Raw genomic sequence first — 16,749 nt, 5'->3', positions numbered from 1 at the left:
GCCGGAACGTACCGGCCCTCGGCGAAGCCGCCCCGTACCGGAGACAGCGGCCGGTGACGGTGCGTTTTTCACCCTCCTGACCCCACCCTCGAGTATGGAACTCAACGCGGTGCCGGACCTCCCCGAGATCCGCCCGGGAGACGACCTGGCAGGACTCGTCGCCGATCGGGTCGACCTCGAGGCCGGCGACGTGCTGACGGTGGCGAGCACGGTCGTCTCCAAAGCGGAGGGCCGGGCGGCGGACTTCGGCGACTTCCCAGCAGGCCCGCGCGCCCGAGAGATCGCGGCGCGGCTGGAGGACATCGCCGGCGAGGAGAAAGATCCCCGGTTCGCCCAGGCGGTCCTCGAGGAGAGCACGGAACTCGTGATGGAGGCGCCCTTCCTGTTGACCGAGACGCGCTTCGGCCACGTCTGCGTGAACGCGGGGATCGATCGCTCGAACGTCCCGGAGCACGACCTGCTCCTGTTGCCGAAGCGACCGACGGCGAGCGCCGAGCGAATCCGGACCGGACTGCTCGAGCGCGGGATCGAGGACGTCGCCGTGATCGTCACCGACACCTGCGGCCGGCCGTTTCGCCACGGCCAGCGCGGCGTCGCCCTGGGCTGGGACGGCATGCCGGCGAGTCGCGACTGGCGGGGTGAACGTGACCGTGACGGCCGCGAACTGGGCGTCACCGTCCAGTCGGTCGTCGACGAGCTCGCGTCGGCGGCGAACCTGGTGACCGGCGAGGGCGCGGGCGGCACGCCCGCCGTGGTCGTCCGCGACTGGGACTTCGGAAACCACGAGGGAAGCGACGCACTCTTTCGCGATCTCGAGAGCGACTTCGTTCGCCAGGCGTTGCGGGATTGGAGGTACGACGGCTGATGACGGCCGAAAACTCCACCTCGAGCGACTCGAGCGGATCGAGAAATTCGAACGATTCGATTGACTCGACCGGCGCGACCGGCGCGAGCGACTCGAGTCCCACCTGGGGAATCGAACTCACCCCCGAACATCCGCCGGACCGGATCTCCGACCTCGCGGCCCTCGCCGAAACCGAGGGCTTCGACGTCGCGTTCTCGAGCAGCCACTACTTCAATCGGGACCCGTTCGTGACACTCTCGCGGATGGCCGAGCGGACCGACTCGATCGCCCTCGGCCCCGGCGTCGTCAACCCGTTCCAGGATCACCCAGTGACGCTCGCGGCCCGAATGGCGACGATCGACGAGGTTTCGGGGGGTCGTGGTGTGTACGGCATCGGTGCCGGGGACCGATCGGCACTGTCGAACCTCGGCTTCGAGCACGATCGCCCCCTCCGGCGCGTCCTCGAGGCGTTCTCGGTGGCACGAGACCTCTGGGCCGGCGAGACCGTCACCCACGACGGAACGTTCACCGCGCAGGACGCCTCGCTCAATCTCGAGCCGGCCGAGATCCCGGTCTACGTCGGCGCCCAGGGCCCTCACATGCTCCGGATGAGCGCGAAACACGCAGACGGCGTGCTCGTCAACGCCTCCCATCCTCGCGACCTCGAGTGGGCCGCCGACCAGCTCGAGCTCGGGCTCGCGGACCGTCCCGACGACCGCGGCCCGTTCGAGGCGCTCGCCTTCTCGAGCGTGAGCGTCGCCGACGAGGAGGCCGCAGCGCGGGAGGCCGCCCGTCCGCCGGTCGCGTTCATCGCCGGCGGGGCCGCCCCGCCCGTGATCGAGCGTCACGGGCTCGACGAGGGGGCAGTGGAGACAGTCGGTCGGCACCTCGAAGCTGGCGACCTCTCGGCGGCGTTCGAGGCCGTTACCCCCGCGATGATCGACGCGTTCGCCGTCGCCGGCACCCCCGAGACGGTGGCCGACCGGTTCGAGGCGATCCTCGAGTTCGTCGACGGCGTCGTCGTCGGGTCGCCGCTGGGGCCGGACCTCGAGGTGGCGGTCGAGCAGGCAGCGCGGGGGCTCGAGCAGGCACAGGAGTGAGACGGGCCGGCCGGAAGGTCGAGGATTGGGCGAGAAAACGCCCTACTCGAGCGAGAAGAGACTGCCCAGTCCGCCGAGGGTGAGCACGCCGAAGACGCCCATGCTGAAGGCAACCAGGATCGCCCCGATCAGTAAGAGGAGGGGAGCGAGCCCCTCGCCGGTGGCGACGTTCGAGAACAGGTTGATCATTTCGACCAGGTTGCTGACGATCGGGTCGAGGAACGGAGCGGAAACCATGTGCGACGATTGGCAACGATGGTACTTGGTGATATCGGTCTGGTCGATGGTCGTCCGGACCTGCGTGATCGGCGCCGCTCGAGGGGCGTCGTCTATCACCGGTTCTGGTCAGGGTTCGAACTCGAACTCGAACTCGAACTCGGACCCGGCTCCAGGGCAGCGCTCGTCGGCGTTCGGATCACGAGCATCGAAACGATGGTCTGGGAACGGCGATTCGGCTTCGACAAACAATATAAACCCCGGGCGTTCGTATCGGTACGCGTGACCGAGGATAGCCGACTCACCGACTACGGCCAGGACGAGGGGTCGTCCGGGTCGGCGGCGGACACCGCGGAAGCGGATACCGAGGAGGCAGCTGCCACGAAAGCGGATACCGAGGAAGCGAGTACCAAGGAAACAGCCGCCGCCGTCTCGTCGAACAAAACGACTGCCTCGAGCAGCCAGAACACGGTCGACGCGGACGAACCCGACCCGTCGTCGAGCGACCACGACGCTGGCCTCTCGACGTACGCCTGGGGGACTTACACCTGCAATCGCTGTGACTCGAGCGTCGACCGGGTCTGGCGAGACGAGGATGACCTGGTGTGTCCGTCGTGTAAGGAGTGGTGACTTGACGCCGGTTGTGACTCTACAGCCCCTCTCGAGGCCATCTTCACGCGATTAGCAGTGACGAACCGACCGGGTGTCACCTCCAGAAGCTTTATGCTTCCGTCCTCACTTAGTACGAACGCAATGGCGAAAGGTACGGTCGCATTCTTCAACGACACTGGCGGATACGGATTCATCGAAACTGACGACGCGGACGACGACGTGTTCTTCCACATGGAAGACGTTGGCGGCCCTGACCTCGAGGAAGGGCAGGAAGTCGAGTTCGACATCGAGCAGGCCGACAAAGGCCCGCGCGCGACGAATCTCGAGCGACTCTGAGTCAGTCGAGCCAGACGGAGGTATCGTTTTCTGATCGTTACACTGTGAGTGCCGACAGCGTTGCGGGTCGGATATAGGCAGGTACAACTATTTCCCGCTGGCAATCCGAGAGTCTATCACTATCATCCAGCCGTCCGGGCGTCGCGGCGCGCCGTCGAGCGCCTGTCGACAGACTGAATCCTACCTGAAAGACACAAAACATATGTCGATCAATCGCACAAGAAGCACTATCGACCGTGTATCCAGGGTATGCCCGCTACGCTGGCCTCCACACACGCAGCCACCATGACCGACGCCAATCCTTCATCCCAGCCGGAGACGACGAATCAGCTCGGAACCATCGACCCACTCCCCGTTTCAGCCGTCGCGAACCTCGTCGAGACGGTTCGAGAGAACGTGACACGTGTGATCATCGGTCACGACGACGAGGTCGACCACGTCATCACCACCATCCTCGCTCGCGGTCACGTGCTCCTCGACGACGTCCCCGGCGTCGGCAAGACGATGCTCGCCCGTTCGATCGCGCGCTCGATCGACTGTAGCTTCCGACGCGTCCAGTTCACGCCCGACCTCCTCCCCTCCGACATCACCGGCGTCAACGTCTTCAACCAGAAGACCCGCGAGTTCGAGTTCCAGCACGGCCCCGTCTTCGCGAACGTCGTCCTCGGCGACGAGATCAATCGCGCCCCGCCGAAGACCCAGTCGGCCCTGCTCGAGGCCATGGAGGAACGCCAGGTGACCGTCGACGGCGACACCCGCCCGCTGCCGAACCCGTTCGTCGTCATCGCCACCCAGAACGCCATCGAGCCCAACCGGACCTACGAACTCCCATTCGCGGAGGTCGATCGCTTCATGAAGAAACTCTCGCTCGGCTACCCGAATACCGACGAGGAAGCCGAGATGCTCGGTCGTACGGTCGGTCACCACCCCATCGAGGGGCTCGAGCCGGTCACCGACCTCGAGTCAATCGTCCGCGCGCGCGAGACGGTGGCCAACGTCGCCGTCGAGCCCCCCGTCCGGGAGTACGCGAGCGAACTGGCCGGCTACACCCGCGAGCACGCCCACATCGGCGCGAGCCCGCGCGGCACCATCGCCCTCCTGCGAGCGGCCCAGGCCCGGGCCGTGCTCGACAAACGAGAGTACGTCATCCCGGACGACATCCAGCACGAAGCGCCATACGTCTTCGCTCACCGGATCAAGACGAACGCGAACGGGCGCGAGACCGACGGTGCAGCCGTCGTCGAGGACGCCCTCGAGCACGTCCGCGTGCCATGAGACTCACGCGACGCGGCTGGGGGACCGTCGCCGTCGTCGGCTTCTGTCTCTGGATGGCCGCCAGTTTCGGCTCGCGAGCGCTCAACGCGGTCGTCGCGCCGCTGGCGTTCGTCCTCGTCGCCGGTGTGATTACGGCCGCGCGGGTCGACCGCCCGCGCATTCGCCGGGTTCCCACCGGAGAGGGATATCCGGGCGAGCGACGGACGGTCGAACTCACCGTCGACGTCGAGTCGCCGCTATCGGCTACCGTCCGCGACGACCTCTCCGACGGCGTGTCGGCGGTCGACGACGGCAACGTCAGGGAAACGACCCTCGTCGACGGCAACTCGCTCACCTACGAGATTGACCTCGAGCGCCGCGGCGTCCACGAAATCGGTCCGGTCACGGTCGTCGTCAGCGACGTCTTCGGACTCGTCGAGCAACGGTTCGAGTACGACCGGACCGACGAGGTGCTGGTCTATCCCCGGGTCCACGACCTCCGGGGCGGCGCGAAACACGACTTACAGTTACTTCACGACGCTATTGGCGCCTACGACCGCGAGGAGTTCGACCACCTCCGCGAGTACACGCGCGGCGATTCGCTTCGAGATATTCACTGGAAGTCCGCCGCCAAACGAGCCGACGACGAACTCGTCGTGAAGGAGTTCGTCGCCGACGGCCGCGTCGGTTCGGTCGAACTCGTCGGCGAGTGCATTCCCGGACGCGACGACGACCTCGCCGCCGCCGTCGCCAGCGTGGCGACGTACCTCCTCAGGGAGGACGTCGCCGTCGGCATCTCGACCGTGGAGGGCGCCCTCGAGGCCGATGCGGGCGAACGTCATCACCTCGAGATGTTGCGACAGCTGGCCGTGGTCGGTCCCGGCGAACTCGACGACCGCATTCGACGGGAGGCGGACGTCCTCATCCAGGCGGACGCGTCGGGCGTCCTGGTGCTCGTCGACGGGCACGAAATTCCGTTCGACCGGCTTCGCGGACGTCGCGGGCGTCGCGGCGGCTCCGTCGACGAGCCCTCGGCCGGATCGACGGCGATAGCTGCCGACGGGTCTGGTGGGTCCGGTGGCTCGAGCGCCGACGGGTCTGGTGAATTCGGCACTAGCGATGGTACTGGTTCCTCCAGTGCTTCCAGTGACGACCTCGAGGAGCCCGGCACGGGGGTGTCAGCATGAGCACGCGCACCCTCCCGAACTCGATCGCCACCTCGCTCGAGGGGTCGACGACGACGCTCTTTCGGACCCTCGCACTGGCGGGCATTCTCGTCCTCCTCGCGGCCATCGTCTTCACGCTGAGCGAAATTACGCGAACCGTCGGCGGCACGGAATCACTGTACCTCCTCGTGCTCACGATGATACTCGCGGCGACGATTCTCGCCCACGCGATCCGACCGCGGACGGCCCTCGCAATCGGTCTGGGCGCGACGGCGATTGGCTTCCTGTACTACCTCGAGGCCGCCGGGTACGCGCCGGGAGCCGCAGTCGGTCAGGCCGGCAAGTTCCTCTCGGACACGATCACGCTCGCGACCGGAATGCCGCTTATTCAGATGCTCGAGGCGGGCATCTGGACGCTGGGCTTTGCGCCCGCCCCGGTCTTTCTCACGTGGTACCTCGCGATGCGCGAACGGTACGTCCTGAGCGTCGTTCCCGGCGGCGTAGCTCTCCTGTTTCTCGTGTTGACGACGGACGCTGGCATCGGCGTAACCCTCGTGGGCGTCGTCGGCGGCATCGCCGCGGTCGGGTTCGGCGAACTCGACCGACACGAGGGCTCGATCGCCCAGGCCGACGTCCTGGCGATCATGTTCGCGATCATCGTCTTCCTCTCGATGACCATCACCTTCGTCCCCGGCGGGGCCGCCAGCCCCACGTTCTTGCTCGAGAGCGAGCCAGGCACGCTCGACGGCGCCGTCGACGGCGACCCCGATCGGTCGACGATCACCGGCAGCGTCGACCTCTCGCCGGAGGTCCACTTCACCGTCGTGACCGAGGAGCCCACCTACTGGCGAACGGGGGTGTACGACCGCTACACGGGCGATTCGTGGATCAGGAGCGGCCCGGACGCAACCTACGACGACGTCGGCCTCCCCGAACCGGACGGGGGGTACGAGACGGCCAGGCATACGATTACCATCGAGCGTCAGCTCGAGGTGATGCCGGTCGCCACCAATCCGACCGCACTCGACGGCGACGTGACGGCACACACGCGCGTGTCCGATCACGGTCAGCCGATGCCCGACGGACCGCTCATCGCCGGCGACACGTACAACGTCGAGAGCGCAGTCCTCGAGGCCGATCCCACCATCCTCAACGAGGCCGGGACGGAGTATCCCGAGCCGATCACGGAGTACTATCTCCAGATGCCCGAGAGCCGCTCGGACGAGTTCGACGCGCGAACCGACGAGATCCTCGCCGAATCCGACGCGGAAACGCCCTACGAGAAGGCCGCTACCATCGAGCAGTACTTCCAGGACGGCTACGACTACACCCTCGAGGTCGACCGCCCCGGCGGCAACGCCGCCGAGGCGTTCCTGCTCGAGATGGACGAGGGCTACTGCGTCTACTTCGCGACGACGATGACCCAGATGCTGCGCTCGGAAGGTATCCCCGCCAGGTACGCCACCGGCTACACCACGGGCCAGCAGGTCGACGACAACGAGTACGTCGTCCGCGGGCTCGACGCCCACGCCTGGGTCGAGGTCTACTTCCCCGACCAGGGCTGGGTCGTCTTCGAGCCGACGCCCTCCTCGTCCCGGGACGCGACCCACCAGGAACGACTCGAGCAGGCCCGCGAAGACAACGAATCGGGCGTCGACACGAACGGGAGCGAGGACGTCCCCGTCGACGGCCCGGAAGAGAACGAGTCGGTGCCCGACGTCGATGGCGACATCGACGACCTGCTCGATCAGAACGACACCGACGACGACCCGTCGGGGAACGAGACGAACGACACCAACGACACCAACGATACCCCCGGCGGACCGGGCGGTCCCCGGGATCCGCTCCAGCCCGGCAACCCGTCTGGAGACGGCACGGGCGGGACCGGCGGCGTCGATTCGAGCGACGAGGACGAAGAGGATCTGATCCCGCTCGCTCCCGGCGACCTCCTCGTCGGCGTCGCACTCCTGATCGGTCTCGCCGCCGGAGGCCATCGTGCCGGTGTCGGCTCGCTCGTGAGCCGCGAGGTCAACCGCTACTGGCACGGCTTCCGCGGCGATCCGACCGAGGACACCGTCCGGGCCTACGAGCGCCTCGAGCTCGTCCTCGCGCGTCGCTTCCGGGCCCGCAAACGTGGGGAATCACCACGCCAGTACGTCGATTCGCTCGAGCGCGTCGGCCTGACGGACCCGCGCGCGAGACGCGTGCTGGACGCCTACGAGCAGGCTCGCTACGGCGGTGGGGTCGACGAATCCACGGCCGACGAGGCCGTCTCGCTGGTCACGGCACTCGCCCGCGAACAGGCGCCGCTCGTCGGTCGGCTGTGGCGCTAGTGCCGTTCCAGGCCTTATGGGTGAAACCGATAGCGTTCATCCAATTTCACTCGTCAGTCGGCGCCTGGAGGGGCACTAGTGGTGGGTCGAGCCTGTAGTGGTGAGACGAGACGACGTCTCGTATCCGGAGCGGTGAGATGAACCGAGACCTCGTGTTCGGTTCGTCCCATCGATCCGATCGATCAACGTCCTGAAACAGTAGTGCGTCGCGATTACCAAAGCTGAACCCGCGGCGTCCCACACTCCTCACAACAGACTGCGCTGTTGCCCTTGTACTCCGTTCGAACGAGCGAGCCAGCCCGACAGGACGGACAGGGCTCCCCCTCGAGAGCGACCAATAACTGCCGTCCGTCGTCGATGCGTGTTGCCATATCGTGGGGGTCGCCTCCGTCGAGAAAACCGATTGGGCTTGCCAGTGCAACGACCTAGCTGCCTGCGACAGATCAAAACAGGGTAGCCCCTCGAGTCCAAACCTCAGCTGATGACGTTTCACCGGATTTCCCTCGGGAACACCGTCTTCGAGGGGGCCAACAACGCGTATCTGTTCGACGGCGAGGCGACCGTCCTGCTCGATACGGGCGTCGCCGTCCCGGACACCCGGGCCGAACTCAATGCGGGCCTTCGCGAACTGGAGGTCGAGTTCGCGGACCTCGACGCAATAATCCTCACCCACTACCACGCCGACCACGCCGGCCTCGCCGGCGAGCTCCAGGCCGAGAGCGGGGCGACCGTCCACGCTCACGCCGCCGACGCACCGCTGATCGCCCACGACGAGGACGCCTGGGACGACCTCGAGGCCCGCCAACGACGGCTGTTCGCCGACTGGGGTATGCCGAGTGACGCGCGCGAGGAACTCCTCGCGTTCCTCGACGCCGGCGAGGGGATGGGGATCTACGGCGAATCCGTCGACGTGATGGCATTCGAGGACGGCGACCACCTCTCGTTCGGCGATCTGGCGCTCGAAGTTCGTCACGCACCCGGACACACGGCCGGCCTAAGCTGTTTCGTACCCGCCGACGCACCCGACGAGATCTACACCGGCGACGCCCTCCTCCCCGAGTACACCCCGAACGTCGGCGGCGCCGACGTCCGCCTCGAAGGAGCGCTCTCGGCGTACGTGGAGACACTCGAGACGCTGGTCGAGTCCGACTACTCACGCGCCTGGCCGGGTCACCGAGAGCCGATCGACGACCCCGCAGCACGCGCTCGCTACATCCTGGCTCACCACGAGGAGCGTGCCTACCGGGTCGCGAACGCGCTGGCCGACGCCGGCTCCGCAGATACCTGGACGATCAGCGCCCGACTCTTCGGCGACCTCGTGGACATCCACATCCTCCACGGACCTGGCGAGGCGTATGCCCACCTCGAGCACCTGCGTGAACGCGGCGCCGTGACCGCCGACGGCGAAAGAGATGAGGCTGACGACGATGCCTCGAGCGTCCACTACCGACTCACGGACGACGGGCGATCCCGACTCGAGTCCCTGACCGACGGCCGGTGGCCGCTCTCGGACGCCGTTCGCTAACCTCACATCTCACCCCGAGCTGGACGAGCGTCCAACGTGTGAGTAGGGTCGAACTGATCGTGTCACTCCTCGATAGAAACTAACACAGGCTAGCTGGAACCGTCGCTCACCGGGTAGCGCTCGATAAAATGATAGTCAGTGGCGTTCCTTACAGGTCGCGGGGCTGGACCGTCTTCCGGTCGTTGTCTTCGGCACGTCGGGCAGCGTCCTCGAGCAGCTCGGACACTTCCTCGTCGAGTGCTTCGTAGAAGTCCGAAGCGACGTTCTTGTCATCGAGTGCTTCCTTTACGGCGGCTTTGACGATAAGGTCTGCCATACAGAATACCCGTTCCCGTTTCCCTACTATAAAGGTTCTGTTTGTGAGCGGCGAATTCGGGCTCGAGCGGCCCGATAGACCGTCTTTACGCACACCACCCACCAGAAAGTATATGTCGAATGAAGTTCCGGCGGGCGTCGGACCCCCTCGAATCGGCCCAAACTGCCCTCGAACGCGCTCGCGCGCGCTCTCGAGACGGTCTCTGAGTCACCACGAACGCGGCACCTGGTCGACAGGGGTAGCAGACGATTCCGCTACTCGGTTCGAGACTCGAGACTCGAGAGCCAATAATCAAGGGCCGAGACTCGAGACTCGAGACTCAAGCCCCGGGCAGTACGAGCGACGGCACAGACAACCAATTTGCACCGACGAGAGTCGACTGGTATCGAGAGACGGCTAGGTCGTGAAAGCGACTCCGCCTCGGCGAATTCAACGAACCGCGAACAGTCCGTCCTCCCCGCCGAGATAGATCGTCCCGTCGCTGACCGCGAGGTGATCACGGAGGAAGTCGTGATTGCCTTCGAACTTCGGCACGTCCTCGAGGTGGAAACACCACGCTTCGCTGCCGTCTTCGACGCGGTACCCCTTGAGGAACTCGTCGCCGTTCCAGTCGACCGTGATCGTGATGACCGTATCCCCCACGACGACCGGATCGCCGTACAGGCGCATCTCGTCGACGGACCAGCGCTCGCTCGGGCCGCCGGACTCGGTATCGAGGTCCGTCACACGGAGCGTCTGGTCCTCGCCGGTCGTCCCGAACGCGAGGACGTCGGTGGCGGCGAAGGTGCTCCTGCGGGACGAAATCGAGCCCACGGTCTCGCCCGTTTCCGGGTCCAGAAGCAACACTTCTCTGCTGTTTCCGTCGTGAATCAGGACGTACTGACCGGTCGCCACGGGGCGCATCTGCCACGACCAGCCGGTCTCGGATACCCACAGCGTTTCGCCGGTCTCCGGGTCGAGCGCGACGACGTGAGCCGTGTCTCCACCGATGCCGACCGTCGCGTAGACCGCCTCGTCCGTAACGGCCAGCGAGTACGCATGGAACGTGTCGAACCGGCCGAGAAGGGAATCGCCTTCGTCGATTTCGTCGATCGAATGGCGTTCCCACGCGATCGATCCGTCGCCCGGGTTGACCGCGTACAGGCGTTCGTCGTCGTCACCACAGACGTAGAGCAGCCCGTTGGCGAACTCCGGCTGGTAGACCGACGGCGTCTCGTCGCCCTCGCCGAACCACTGCCGCCATCGAACGGACCCGGTGTCGGCGTCGAGGGCAGTCAGCGCCTCGCCGCCGACGAAGATCCAGTCCCCGACGACGACCGGTGCGAGGTTCGGACCGTCGTCGGCTCCGATGTCGGGACTCACCCACTGCAGCGAGCCCGTTTCGGCATCGAGGGCGTGAATCCGACCGTTGCCATCGTGGCGGTACACGCGCCCGTCGCTGATGGCAATCCCGTCGTGCGCCTCTACGTTTCCGTAACTCCAGGCGACCCCCTCGAGTGCGCTCGGTTCGTTCGCGGCGGAGACAGCACGCGTACTGCCGCTATTCGCGTAAAACGAGTACCAGCCGTCGGACGGTTCGGCGTCGAACGTCGATTCGGCGGCGACTGCCGTGTCGCCGTCAGTACCCGCGTCGCTCGAGTTCTCCGTGTCGTTCTCGGCGCTTCCCGAACCCACCGTCGCGAAGACGCCAGTCGTCAACAGGGCCGATCCGGATACGATAACGCTTCGTCTGTCGAATTTCGGCATACATCAGCCATCACGGAGTTCCGTATTGCTATCGGCCTGTTAACCGTAACTTTCGCGTCGAACAACCGTTTCAATTGTGAAAAAGTCCCCTTGTGAGTCTGATAAAATCCCGCAGGGTGGCGCCACAGGTGACCGCTCGGAAAAGAACTCGAGAATCGGTGAGAAGCCTAGGCCGGGATTTGAACCCGGGCTCTCGTCCTTACCAAGGACGCGCTTTACCGCTAAGCTACCCAGGCAGGCATGCGTTGGTTGACCGGAGTCGTCTTTATGGGTTTCGATTCCCCTCTGAGTGTGTGTCGGGATGACAGAGTCTCTGAACGAACCGTTCAGTGGTCTCCGGTGGACGTCACGCGGTCGGTCGGAATCTCCGTTTCGACCGGCGGTCGCTCGAGGTCGCGTTTGCGTTCGCGATTGTCTTCGCTTGCGTCTTCTTCCGTGTCCTCGATTGTACTTTCCTCTTCACCTTCACTATCGTACTCATCATCGAAACCGACCTCGAGCGCCTCGAGGTCCGGGAGGCACTCTGCAGCCGGTAGGAACGCGAGACCGGTGTCGGTGGTAGCGGTGGCGTCGGCGACGTCAGTGGCGACCGCGAGCAGTTCGGGCGTCGGGTCGGCGTCGGCAGCCGTCGCACCCGTTCGGATCGCGAGTTCGAGGACATCCTGTTCGAGATTCGCGTCGAGAGCGGCGGCGTCCGTCTCGTCGGCGTCCGCGCGGGCGGTCTGGTCGCGACCGAAGCGGCGGACGGTTCGGACGGCGGTGTCGGCGGCGTCGGTGCGAGCGAGGAGGTAGAAGCCGCGAGCGACGAGAATGTCGGCGGCGAGGATCTCGAGGTCGGCGGGGCTGTCGCCCGTGGTTTCGGCCCAGGGTTCATCGTGGGCGAGCGCCCGGGTCAGCCGCAGGCCCTCGTAAATGAGCTGGACGCCGGCGGCGTGGTGGGCGATTCCCTCGAGGGAGTTGCCGGAGTCGCCGTATACCGATTCGGCGGCCGATCGGTCCTCGGTCTCGGGTACTCCTGAACCCTTCCTGCTCGCGGTTTCGCCGTTCGTTTCGGCGTTGCCGTCGCTTCGCTCGTGCTTCCCACCGTTCGAGTCCCGGCCGCCCGCCGGTCGCGGCTCCGCGCGCTCGAGGACGGACGCAGACGCGAGCGTCAACACGCCGGGCGTCATCGAGGTCGTCTCGAGGGTGTCGGTGAGAAAGTCGTGCAGCGCTGCCGGTTCGACGTCCGCGAGCGCGTCACGAGCGGCTCCTCGGCAGGTATCGACCCGATCCATCATCGCATGGTTACGGCGGAGCAGGCAAAGACCTTTGGAAAGGTGCCACCGACGAGTGGCATGATCGACAGTCGATCGGACGGATCGGTTCGGACGATTCGATTGAACCGCCCGGCCGCGCGAAACGCACTCACGGTCGACGGCCTCGAGGCCCTCGAGGAGGCCGTACGCGCCGCTGAGGAACCGGTGGTCTACCTCGAGGGAGCGGGGCCGGCCTTCTGTGCTGGCGCCGACCTGGACACCGTCGCCGACCTGGACCGCGAGGGTGCCGAGGCGTTCGCCCGATTGGGCCAGCGGGTCGCGCGAGCGCTCGAGACCGCGGACGCCGTCACCGTTGCCGGGATCGACGGGCCGGCCAGGGAAGGGGGACTCGAGCTGGCACTGGCCTGCGACGTCCGCGTGGGGACGCCGGGGGCGACGCTCGGCGAGCCAGGAGTCACGTTCGGCCTGTTCGGCGCCTGGGGTGGGACGGTTCGCCTGCCGCGAATCGTTGGCGAGGGGAACGCGCTCGATGTCGCGTGTACGGGGCGGGTGCTCGAGGCCGAGGAGGCCCTCCGGATGGGGCTGCTGTCGAGAATCGAGTCCGATCCGCATGCGGTCGCGGCGTCGATCGCGACACATCCGGCCGATACCCTCCGGGTGCTCAAGGAACGCCTGCGCGACGACGCCGATCGAGACACACAGGAGGCACGCGAGGCGACGGCATTTGGGCGGTTGCTCGAGGCGCACGTGCACGAAATCGCCACGCGTCGATAGCGCTGGCGAAGGGTCGAACGGTCGAACGGTCGAATCGTCGAATCGAAGAGGTCGCAGACGGCGAGGTTATCGCCAGGTCGGGAGCGTCGGCGCGTCTTCCGCTCGCATCGAGAGCCACGCATCGTCGACGGAGATGTCCGCGATCACGTACTCATCGCGGCGTCCGTCGGAGTCGATCGAACCGAGAACCGTGTCGTCCGACACGGCTGCACCAGAGATGTTATTCGCCACCATGCGAGTAGTTCACTCGCACACGAATATAAACTCGTCGGATGTGGTCCACGAGGCTCGAGGTCGAGCCTCGCGGCGAGCAACCACAGAAGCACTGCCTTTATACCGATTTTGACCGTACCCAGGTGGTATGAACGTAGCCGACGCGATGACGGTCCGCGACGACGTGGTGTCCGTCTCGCTACCGGGAACCCGAACCGACGTGCTCGAGTACTTTCAGGAGCGGGCGTTTTCCTCCGTTCCGGTCATCCAGTCGACTGACGGGACGGCCGAATACCGCGGACTCGTCTCTCGAGAGACGCTGATCGAACAGCCCGACGAGGACCAGCTCGTCATGCTGATGGAGGACGTACCGACCACGACGGCGGAGACGAGTCTCGAGGAGGTTGCGAGGGTGATGGTCGAAAAGGGTGCGCGGCGCGTTCCCGTCGTGGATGGCGAGTTCGAGGGGATCGTCACGGTCACCGACGTCGTCCACGCGATTGCGACGGGCGAAGCGGAGACCGACGGCGAAGTCGGCGACTACGCCACCCGGAGCGTGAACACGACCTACGAGGGCGTTCCCCTCCCCGTCGCGGAGCGCGAACTCCACTACGCGAACGCCCCGTACGCGGTCGTCCTCGACGACGACGGGCGGATGAGCGGCGTCATCACCGAGGTCGACGTCATCGACGTCGCCCGGATCGTCGAAGGCGAAGAGGAGACGGGCAACAACTTCCCGGATCAGGACGCCGACTACTCCTGGGAAGGAGTCAAAGGTGTCGGCAGTCGATCGCTTCCCACTCGCGACATCGAGTTGCCGACCAGTCCGGTCAGCGAGTTCATGACCGAGGACGTGGTGACCGTCTCGCGGTCGAAGCCCGTCGAGGGGGCCGCCCAGTTGATGATCAGCAACGACATCGAGCAGATTCCGATGGTCACCGGCGACGACCTCGTCGGGATCGTCCGTGACATCGACCTCGTGCGGTCGCTGTACGACTGAGACTCCTCGACAGCCTCCGATTCGGCGAGTTACAGGCGACCAACCCCACAATCGTTCCTCGAGTTGCGCGAGTTGCGCGAGTTGCTCGAGTCGCTCCGCCGAGAATCGACTGTGAACCCGTGACGCAGCCTCGAAAGTGACTTTTGTCCGGCGGGGCTCGAGACGAGTATGAGCGACGAGGCTACGAGCCAGAAACTGACCGAACTCGCCAAGCGCCGCGGCTATTTCTTCCAGTCATCAGACGTCTACGGCGGAGTCGGCGGATTCTACACGTTCGGTCCGCAAGGTGCCGCGCTGAAGGGCAACCTCGAGGACGCCTGGCGAGATCGATTCGCCGTCGAGGAGGGCAACATGGAGATCGACGCGCCGACGATCATGCCCGAACCCGTCTTCGAGTCCTCCGGCCACCTCGACACCTTCGACGACATGCTGGTCGAGTGTCCCGAGTGCGGCGAGAGCCACCGCGCCGACCACGTCGTCGAGGACAACACCGAGTACGAGGACGCCGAAAGCCTCCCGATCCCGAAGGTCGAGGAGATCGTCGCCGAGTACGAACTCGTCTGTCCGTCCTGTGGCGCCGGCCTGGCCGGCCAGGCCATCGACGACTTCAACCTCATGTTCGCGACGAACATCGGCCCAGGCGACTCCCAGCCGGGCTACCTCCGCCCCGAGACCGCTCAGGGCATCTTCGTCGAGTTCCCGCGACTCAAGGAGTACGCCCGCAACACGCTCCCCTTCGGCGTCACCCAGATCGGCCGCGCCTATCGCAACGAGATCAGTCCCCGGCGCTCGATCATCCGCACCCGGGAGTTCACCCAGGCCGAACTCGAGTTGTTCGTCGATCCGGAGGGCGACGACCCGGACCTCTCACCGGTCGAAGATGTTCCCGTCCGCCTGTACCCGGCGACCGAGCAGGAGGCCGATGATGGCGAAACTCTCGAGACCACCATCGGCGAGGCCGCCGAACGCGGCACCATCGCCAGCCCGTGGATCGCCTACTACCTGGGCGTCGCCCGCGAGTGGTACGCCGCCGTCGGCGTCGACGTGGATCGCTTCCGGTTCCGCCAGCACCTCGCCGGCGAGCGATCGCACTACGCGAGCGATTGCTGGGACGCCGAGGGCCTGATCGACGGCAACTGGATTGAACTGGCCGGCTTCTCCGACCGGGGCGACTACGACCTCTCGAAACACGCCGAGGGCTCGGGCGAGCGCTTCACCGTCTTCCGCCAGTACGACGAACCCCAGACCGTCGAACGCGCGACCGTCGACCCCGACATGAGCTACCTGGGTCCGGAGTTCGGCGGCGACGCCGGCGCAGTCGCCGACGCCCTGGAGTCGCTGGCCGAACGCGACCGTGAGGCGTTCTCCGGCGACATCGTCGAGGTCGATCTCGAGGGCGAGAGCCACGAAATCCCCGTCGAGAAGACGGGCTTCGCCGTCGAGGACGAAACCATCGCGGGCGAACACGTCACCCCCCACGTCATCGAACCGTCCTTCGGCGTCGACCGGTTGCTCTACACCGTGCTCCACCACGCCTACGCCGAGGACGAGGTCGACGGCGAGGACCGGACCTACCTCGCCCTCGAGCCAGAAATCGCCCCGACCTTCGTCGGCGTCTTCCCGCTACAGAACGACGACGAGCTCGAGACGACGGCCGACGAGATAGCCGCGGCCCTTCGAGCCGAGGGCCTCTCGGTCACCTACGACGACTCGGGCAACATCGGCCGGCGCTACCGCCGCCAGGACGAGGTCGGTACCCCGTTCTGCGTCACGGTGGACTACGAGAGCCTGGAGGACGGCACCGTGACGGTTCGGGAACGGGACTCGACGACCCAGACGCGACTGGCCATCGACGACCTTCCGGAGGCGCTGTCGGCGCTGCGGGCCGGCGACGTCGAATTCGAGGATCTCGCGTAGGCTCGACCAGGGCTGGCGCTCCGTCTCCGTTCACCACAGCACTTAACTCGCGATCCCTCGAGTCCAACGGTAGAGCTGACCGATGACCGTTTTCCCCGTTGACCGTTGAGGCCGTTTTCGACCCGCTCGACGCCCGTCGAC

Annotated in this window: 17 protein-coding genes and 1 tRNA gene; 11 read left to right on the top strand and 7 right to left on the bottom strand. The window is 66.0% G+C overall.

The features are described from left to right. Window positions 1–94 precede the first annotated feature (94 nt). Window positions 95–865, top strand: coding sequence for a coenzyme F420-0:L-glutamate ligase (locus ACFQS4_RS17285; protein WP_500194784.1), 771 nt, complete (start codon window positions 95–97; stop codon window positions 863–865). After that, a complete protein-coding gene (locus tag ACFQS4_RS17280; RefSeq protein ID WP_500194782.1) occupies window positions 865–1,944 on the top strand; it encodes a 5,10-methylenetetrahydromethanopterin reductase in 1,080 nt (359 codons plus the stop codon). Before ACFQS4_RS17285 ends, ACFQS4_RS17280 begins: the two co-directional genes overlap by 1 nt. Before the next feature lie 42 nt (window positions 1,945–1,986). On the opposite strand, the gene ACFQS4_RS17275 is transcribed toward ACFQS4_RS17280, so the two are convergent. Next, window positions 1,987–2,181, bottom strand: coding sequence for a DUF8024 family protein (locus ACFQS4_RS17275; RefSeq protein ID WP_500194780.1), 195 nt, complete (start codon window positions 2,179–2,181; stop codon window positions 1,987–1,989). 18 nt (window positions 2,182–2,199) lie between these two features. Here ACFQS4_RS17275 and ACFQS4_RS17270 point away from each other — a divergent pair, with 18 nt between their 5' ends. From ACFQS4_RS17270 to ACFQS4_RS17250, 5 genes are all read left to right on the top strand, one after another. Beyond that, on the top strand, window positions 2,200–2,790 hold the full coding sequence (locus tag ACFQS4_RS17270) for a DUF7573 domain-containing protein (protein WP_500194778.1): 591 nt from the start codon (window positions 2,200–2,202) through the stop codon (window positions 2,788–2,790). Between the two features lie 123 nt (window positions 2,791–2,913). Beyond that, a complete protein-coding gene (locus ACFQS4_RS17265; protein WP_117362766.1) occupies window positions 2,914–3,108 on the top strand; it encodes a cold-shock protein in 195 nt (64 codons plus the stop codon). Window positions 3,109–3,393: 285 nt separating this feature from the next. Then, entirely contained in the window at window positions 3,394–4,383 is a 990-nt protein-coding gene (locus ACFQS4_RS17260) for an AAA family ATPase (RefSeq protein WP_500196650.1), read from the top strand. Further along, window positions 4,380–5,549: a DUF58 domain-containing protein gene (locus ACFQS4_RS17255; protein WP_500194776.1), complete on the top strand. Its 1,170-nt coding sequence runs from the start codon at window positions 4,380–4,382 to the stop codon at window positions 5,547–5,549. Before ACFQS4_RS17260 ends, ACFQS4_RS17255 begins: the two co-directional genes overlap by 4 nt. Continuing rightward, window positions 5,546–7,861, top strand: coding sequence for a transglutaminase TgpA family protein (locus ACFQS4_RS17250; RefSeq protein ID WP_500194774.1), 2,316 nt, complete (start codon window positions 5,546–5,548; stop codon window positions 7,859–7,861). Before ACFQS4_RS17255 ends, ACFQS4_RS17250 begins: the two co-directional genes overlap by 4 nt. A 212-nt stretch (window positions 7,862–8,073) precedes the next feature. Here ACFQS4_RS17250 and ACFQS4_RS17245 read toward each other — a convergent pair whose 3' ends face one another. Continuing rightward, complete coding sequence (locus tag ACFQS4_RS17245) at window positions 8,074–8,232, bottom strand: HVO_A0556 family zinc finger protein (RefSeq protein WP_312909927.1); 159 nt, start codon at window positions 8,230–8,232, stop codon at window positions 8,074–8,076. A gap of 110 nt (window positions 8,233–8,342) precedes the next feature. Between ACFQS4_RS17245 and ACFQS4_RS17240 the strand changes: the two genes are divergently transcribed. After that, complete coding sequence (locus ACFQS4_RS17240; RefSeq protein ID WP_500194771.1) at window positions 8,343–9,386, top strand: MBL fold metallo-hydrolase; 1,044 nt, start codon at window positions 8,343–8,345, stop codon at window positions 9,384–9,386. A gap of 148 nt (window positions 9,387–9,534) precedes the next feature. On the opposite strand, the gene ACFQS4_RS17235 is transcribed toward ACFQS4_RS17240, so the two are convergent. From ACFQS4_RS17235 to ACFQS4_RS17220, 4 genes are all read right to left on the bottom strand, one after another. After that, a complete protein-coding gene (locus tag ACFQS4_RS17235; RefSeq protein WP_253430449.1) occupies window positions 9,535–9,702 on the bottom strand; it encodes a DUF1931 family protein in 168 nt (55 codons plus the stop codon). A gap of 429 nt (window positions 9,703–10,131) precedes the next feature. Then, complete coding sequence (locus tag ACFQS4_RS17230) at window positions 10,132–11,448, bottom strand: outer membrane protein assembly factor BamB family protein (RefSeq protein WP_500194768.1); 1,317 nt, start codon at window positions 11,446–11,448, stop codon at window positions 10,132–10,134. A gap of 164 nt (window positions 11,449–11,612) precedes the next feature. Next, a tRNA-Thr gene (locus tag ACFQS4_RS17225) sits at window positions 11,613–11,684 on the bottom strand. A 90-nt stretch (window positions 11,685–11,774) separates the two neighbouring features. After that, window positions 11,775–12,722 (bottom strand): DUF7114 family protein, encoded by a 948-nt coding sequence (locus tag ACFQS4_RS17220; protein ID WP_500194766.1) that lies wholly within the window; start codon window positions 12,720–12,722, stop codon window positions 11,775–11,777. A 60-nt stretch (window positions 12,723–12,782) separates the two neighbouring features. On the opposite strand from ACFQS4_RS17220, the gene ACFQS4_RS17215 reads away from it, so the two are divergent. Then, window positions 12,783–13,478, top strand: a complete 696-nt coding sequence (locus ACFQS4_RS17215; protein ID WP_500194765.1) for an enoyl-CoA hydratase/isomerase family protein — start codon at window positions 12,783–12,785, stop codon at window positions 13,476–13,478. 66 nt (window positions 13,479–13,544) lie between these two features. Here ACFQS4_RS17215 and ACFQS4_RS17210 read toward each other — a convergent pair whose 3' ends face one another. Continuing rightward, window positions 13,545–13,712, bottom strand: a complete 168-nt coding sequence (locus ACFQS4_RS17210; RefSeq protein WP_500194763.1) for a DUF7556 family protein — start codon at window positions 13,710–13,712, stop codon at window positions 13,545–13,547. Window positions 13,713–13,839: 127 nt separating this feature from the next. Here ACFQS4_RS17210 and ACFQS4_RS17205 point away from each other — a divergent pair, with 127 nt between their 5' ends. Continuing rightward, window positions 13,840–14,691 (top strand): CBS domain-containing protein, encoded by an 852-nt coding sequence (locus ACFQS4_RS17205; protein WP_500194760.1) that lies wholly within the window; start codon window positions 13,840–13,842, stop codon window positions 14,689–14,691. Window positions 14,692–14,859: 168 nt separating this feature from the next. Beyond that, window positions 14,860–16,608: a glycine--tRNA ligase gene (gene glyS / locus ACFQS4_RS17200; RefSeq protein ID WP_500194758.1), complete on the top strand. Its 1,749-nt coding sequence runs from the start codon at window positions 14,860–14,862 to the stop codon at window positions 16,606–16,608. Window positions 16,609–16,749 lie beyond the last annotated feature (141 nt).

It is taken from the genome of Saliphagus sp. GCM10025317 (genome assembly GCF_042663665.1).
Taxonomy (GTDB): Archaea; Halobacteriota; Halobacteria; order Halobacteriales; family Natrialbaceae; genus Natronosalvus.
The sequence above is the reverse complement of the archived record's forward strand: the minus strand, read 5'-3'. Positions and strand labels throughout refer to the sequence as shown.

What these genes read in the sequence shown, in the direction of transcription:
- ACFQS4_RS17285 (WP_500194784.1), top strand. Translation starts at nt 95, where the DNA reads ATGGAACTCAACGCGGTGCCGGACCTCCCCGAGATCCGCCCGGGAGAC.
- ACFQS4_RS17280 (WP_500194782.1), top strand. Translation starts at nt 865, where the DNA reads ATGACGGCCGAAAACTCCACCTCGAGCGACTCGAGCGGATCGAGAAAT.
- ACFQS4_RS17275 (WP_500194780.1), bottom strand. Translation starts at nt 2,181, where the DNA reads ATGGTTTCCGCTCCGTTCCTCGACCCGATCGTCAGCAACCTGGTCGAA.
- ACFQS4_RS17270 (WP_500194778.1), top strand. Translation starts at nt 2,200, where the DNA reads ATGGTACTTGGTGATATCGGTCTGGTCGATGGTCGTCCGGACCTGCGT.
- ACFQS4_RS17265 (WP_117362766.1), top strand. Translation starts at nt 2,914, where the DNA reads ATGGCGAAAGGTACGGTCGCATTCTTCAACGACACTGGCGGATACGGA.
- ACFQS4_RS17260 (WP_500196650.1), top strand. Translation starts at nt 3,394, where the DNA reads ATGACCGACGCCAATCCTTCATCCCAGCCGGAGACGACGAATCAGCTC.
- ACFQS4_RS17255 (WP_500194776.1), top strand. Translation starts at nt 4,380, where the DNA reads ATGAGACTCACGCGACGCGGCTGGGGGACCGTCGCCGTCGTCGGCTTC.
- ACFQS4_RS17250 (WP_500194774.1), top strand. Translation starts at nt 5,546, where the DNA reads ATGAGCACGCGCACCCTCCCGAACTCGATCGCCACCTCGCTCGAGGGG.
- ACFQS4_RS17245 (WP_312909927.1), bottom strand. Translation starts at nt 8,232, where the DNA reads ATGGCAACACGCATCGACGACGGACGGCAGTTATTGGTCGCTCTCGAG.
- ACFQS4_RS17240 (WP_500194771.1), top strand. Translation starts at nt 8,343, where the DNA reads ATGACGTTTCACCGGATTTCCCTCGGGAACACCGTCTTCGAGGGGGCC.
- ACFQS4_RS17235 (WP_253430449.1), bottom strand. Translation starts at nt 9,702, where the DNA reads ATGGCAGACCTTATCGTCAAAGCCGCCGTAAAGGAAGCACTCGATGAC.
- ACFQS4_RS17230 (WP_500194768.1), bottom strand. Translation starts at nt 11,448, where the DNA reads ATGCCGAAATTCGACAGACGAAGCGTTATCGTATCCGGATCGGCCCTG.
- ACFQS4_RS17220 (WP_500194766.1), bottom strand. Translation starts at nt 12,722, where the DNA reads ATGGATCGGGTCGATACCTGCCGAGGAGCCGCTCGTGACGCGCTCGCG.
- ACFQS4_RS17215 (WP_500194765.1), top strand. Translation starts at nt 12,783, where the DNA reads ATGATCGACAGTCGATCGGACGGATCGGTTCGGACGATTCGATTGAAC.
- ACFQS4_RS17210 (WP_500194763.1), bottom strand. Translation starts at nt 13,712, where the DNA reads ATGGTGGCGAATAACATCTCTGGTGCAGCCGTGTCGGACGACACGGTT.
- ACFQS4_RS17205 (WP_500194760.1), top strand. Translation starts at nt 13,840, where the DNA reads ATGAACGTAGCCGACGCGATGACGGTCCGCGACGACGTGGTGTCCGTC.
- glyS (WP_500194758.1), top strand. Translation starts at nt 14,860, where the DNA reads ATGAGCGACGAGGCTACGAGCCAGAAACTGACCGAACTCGCCAAGCGC.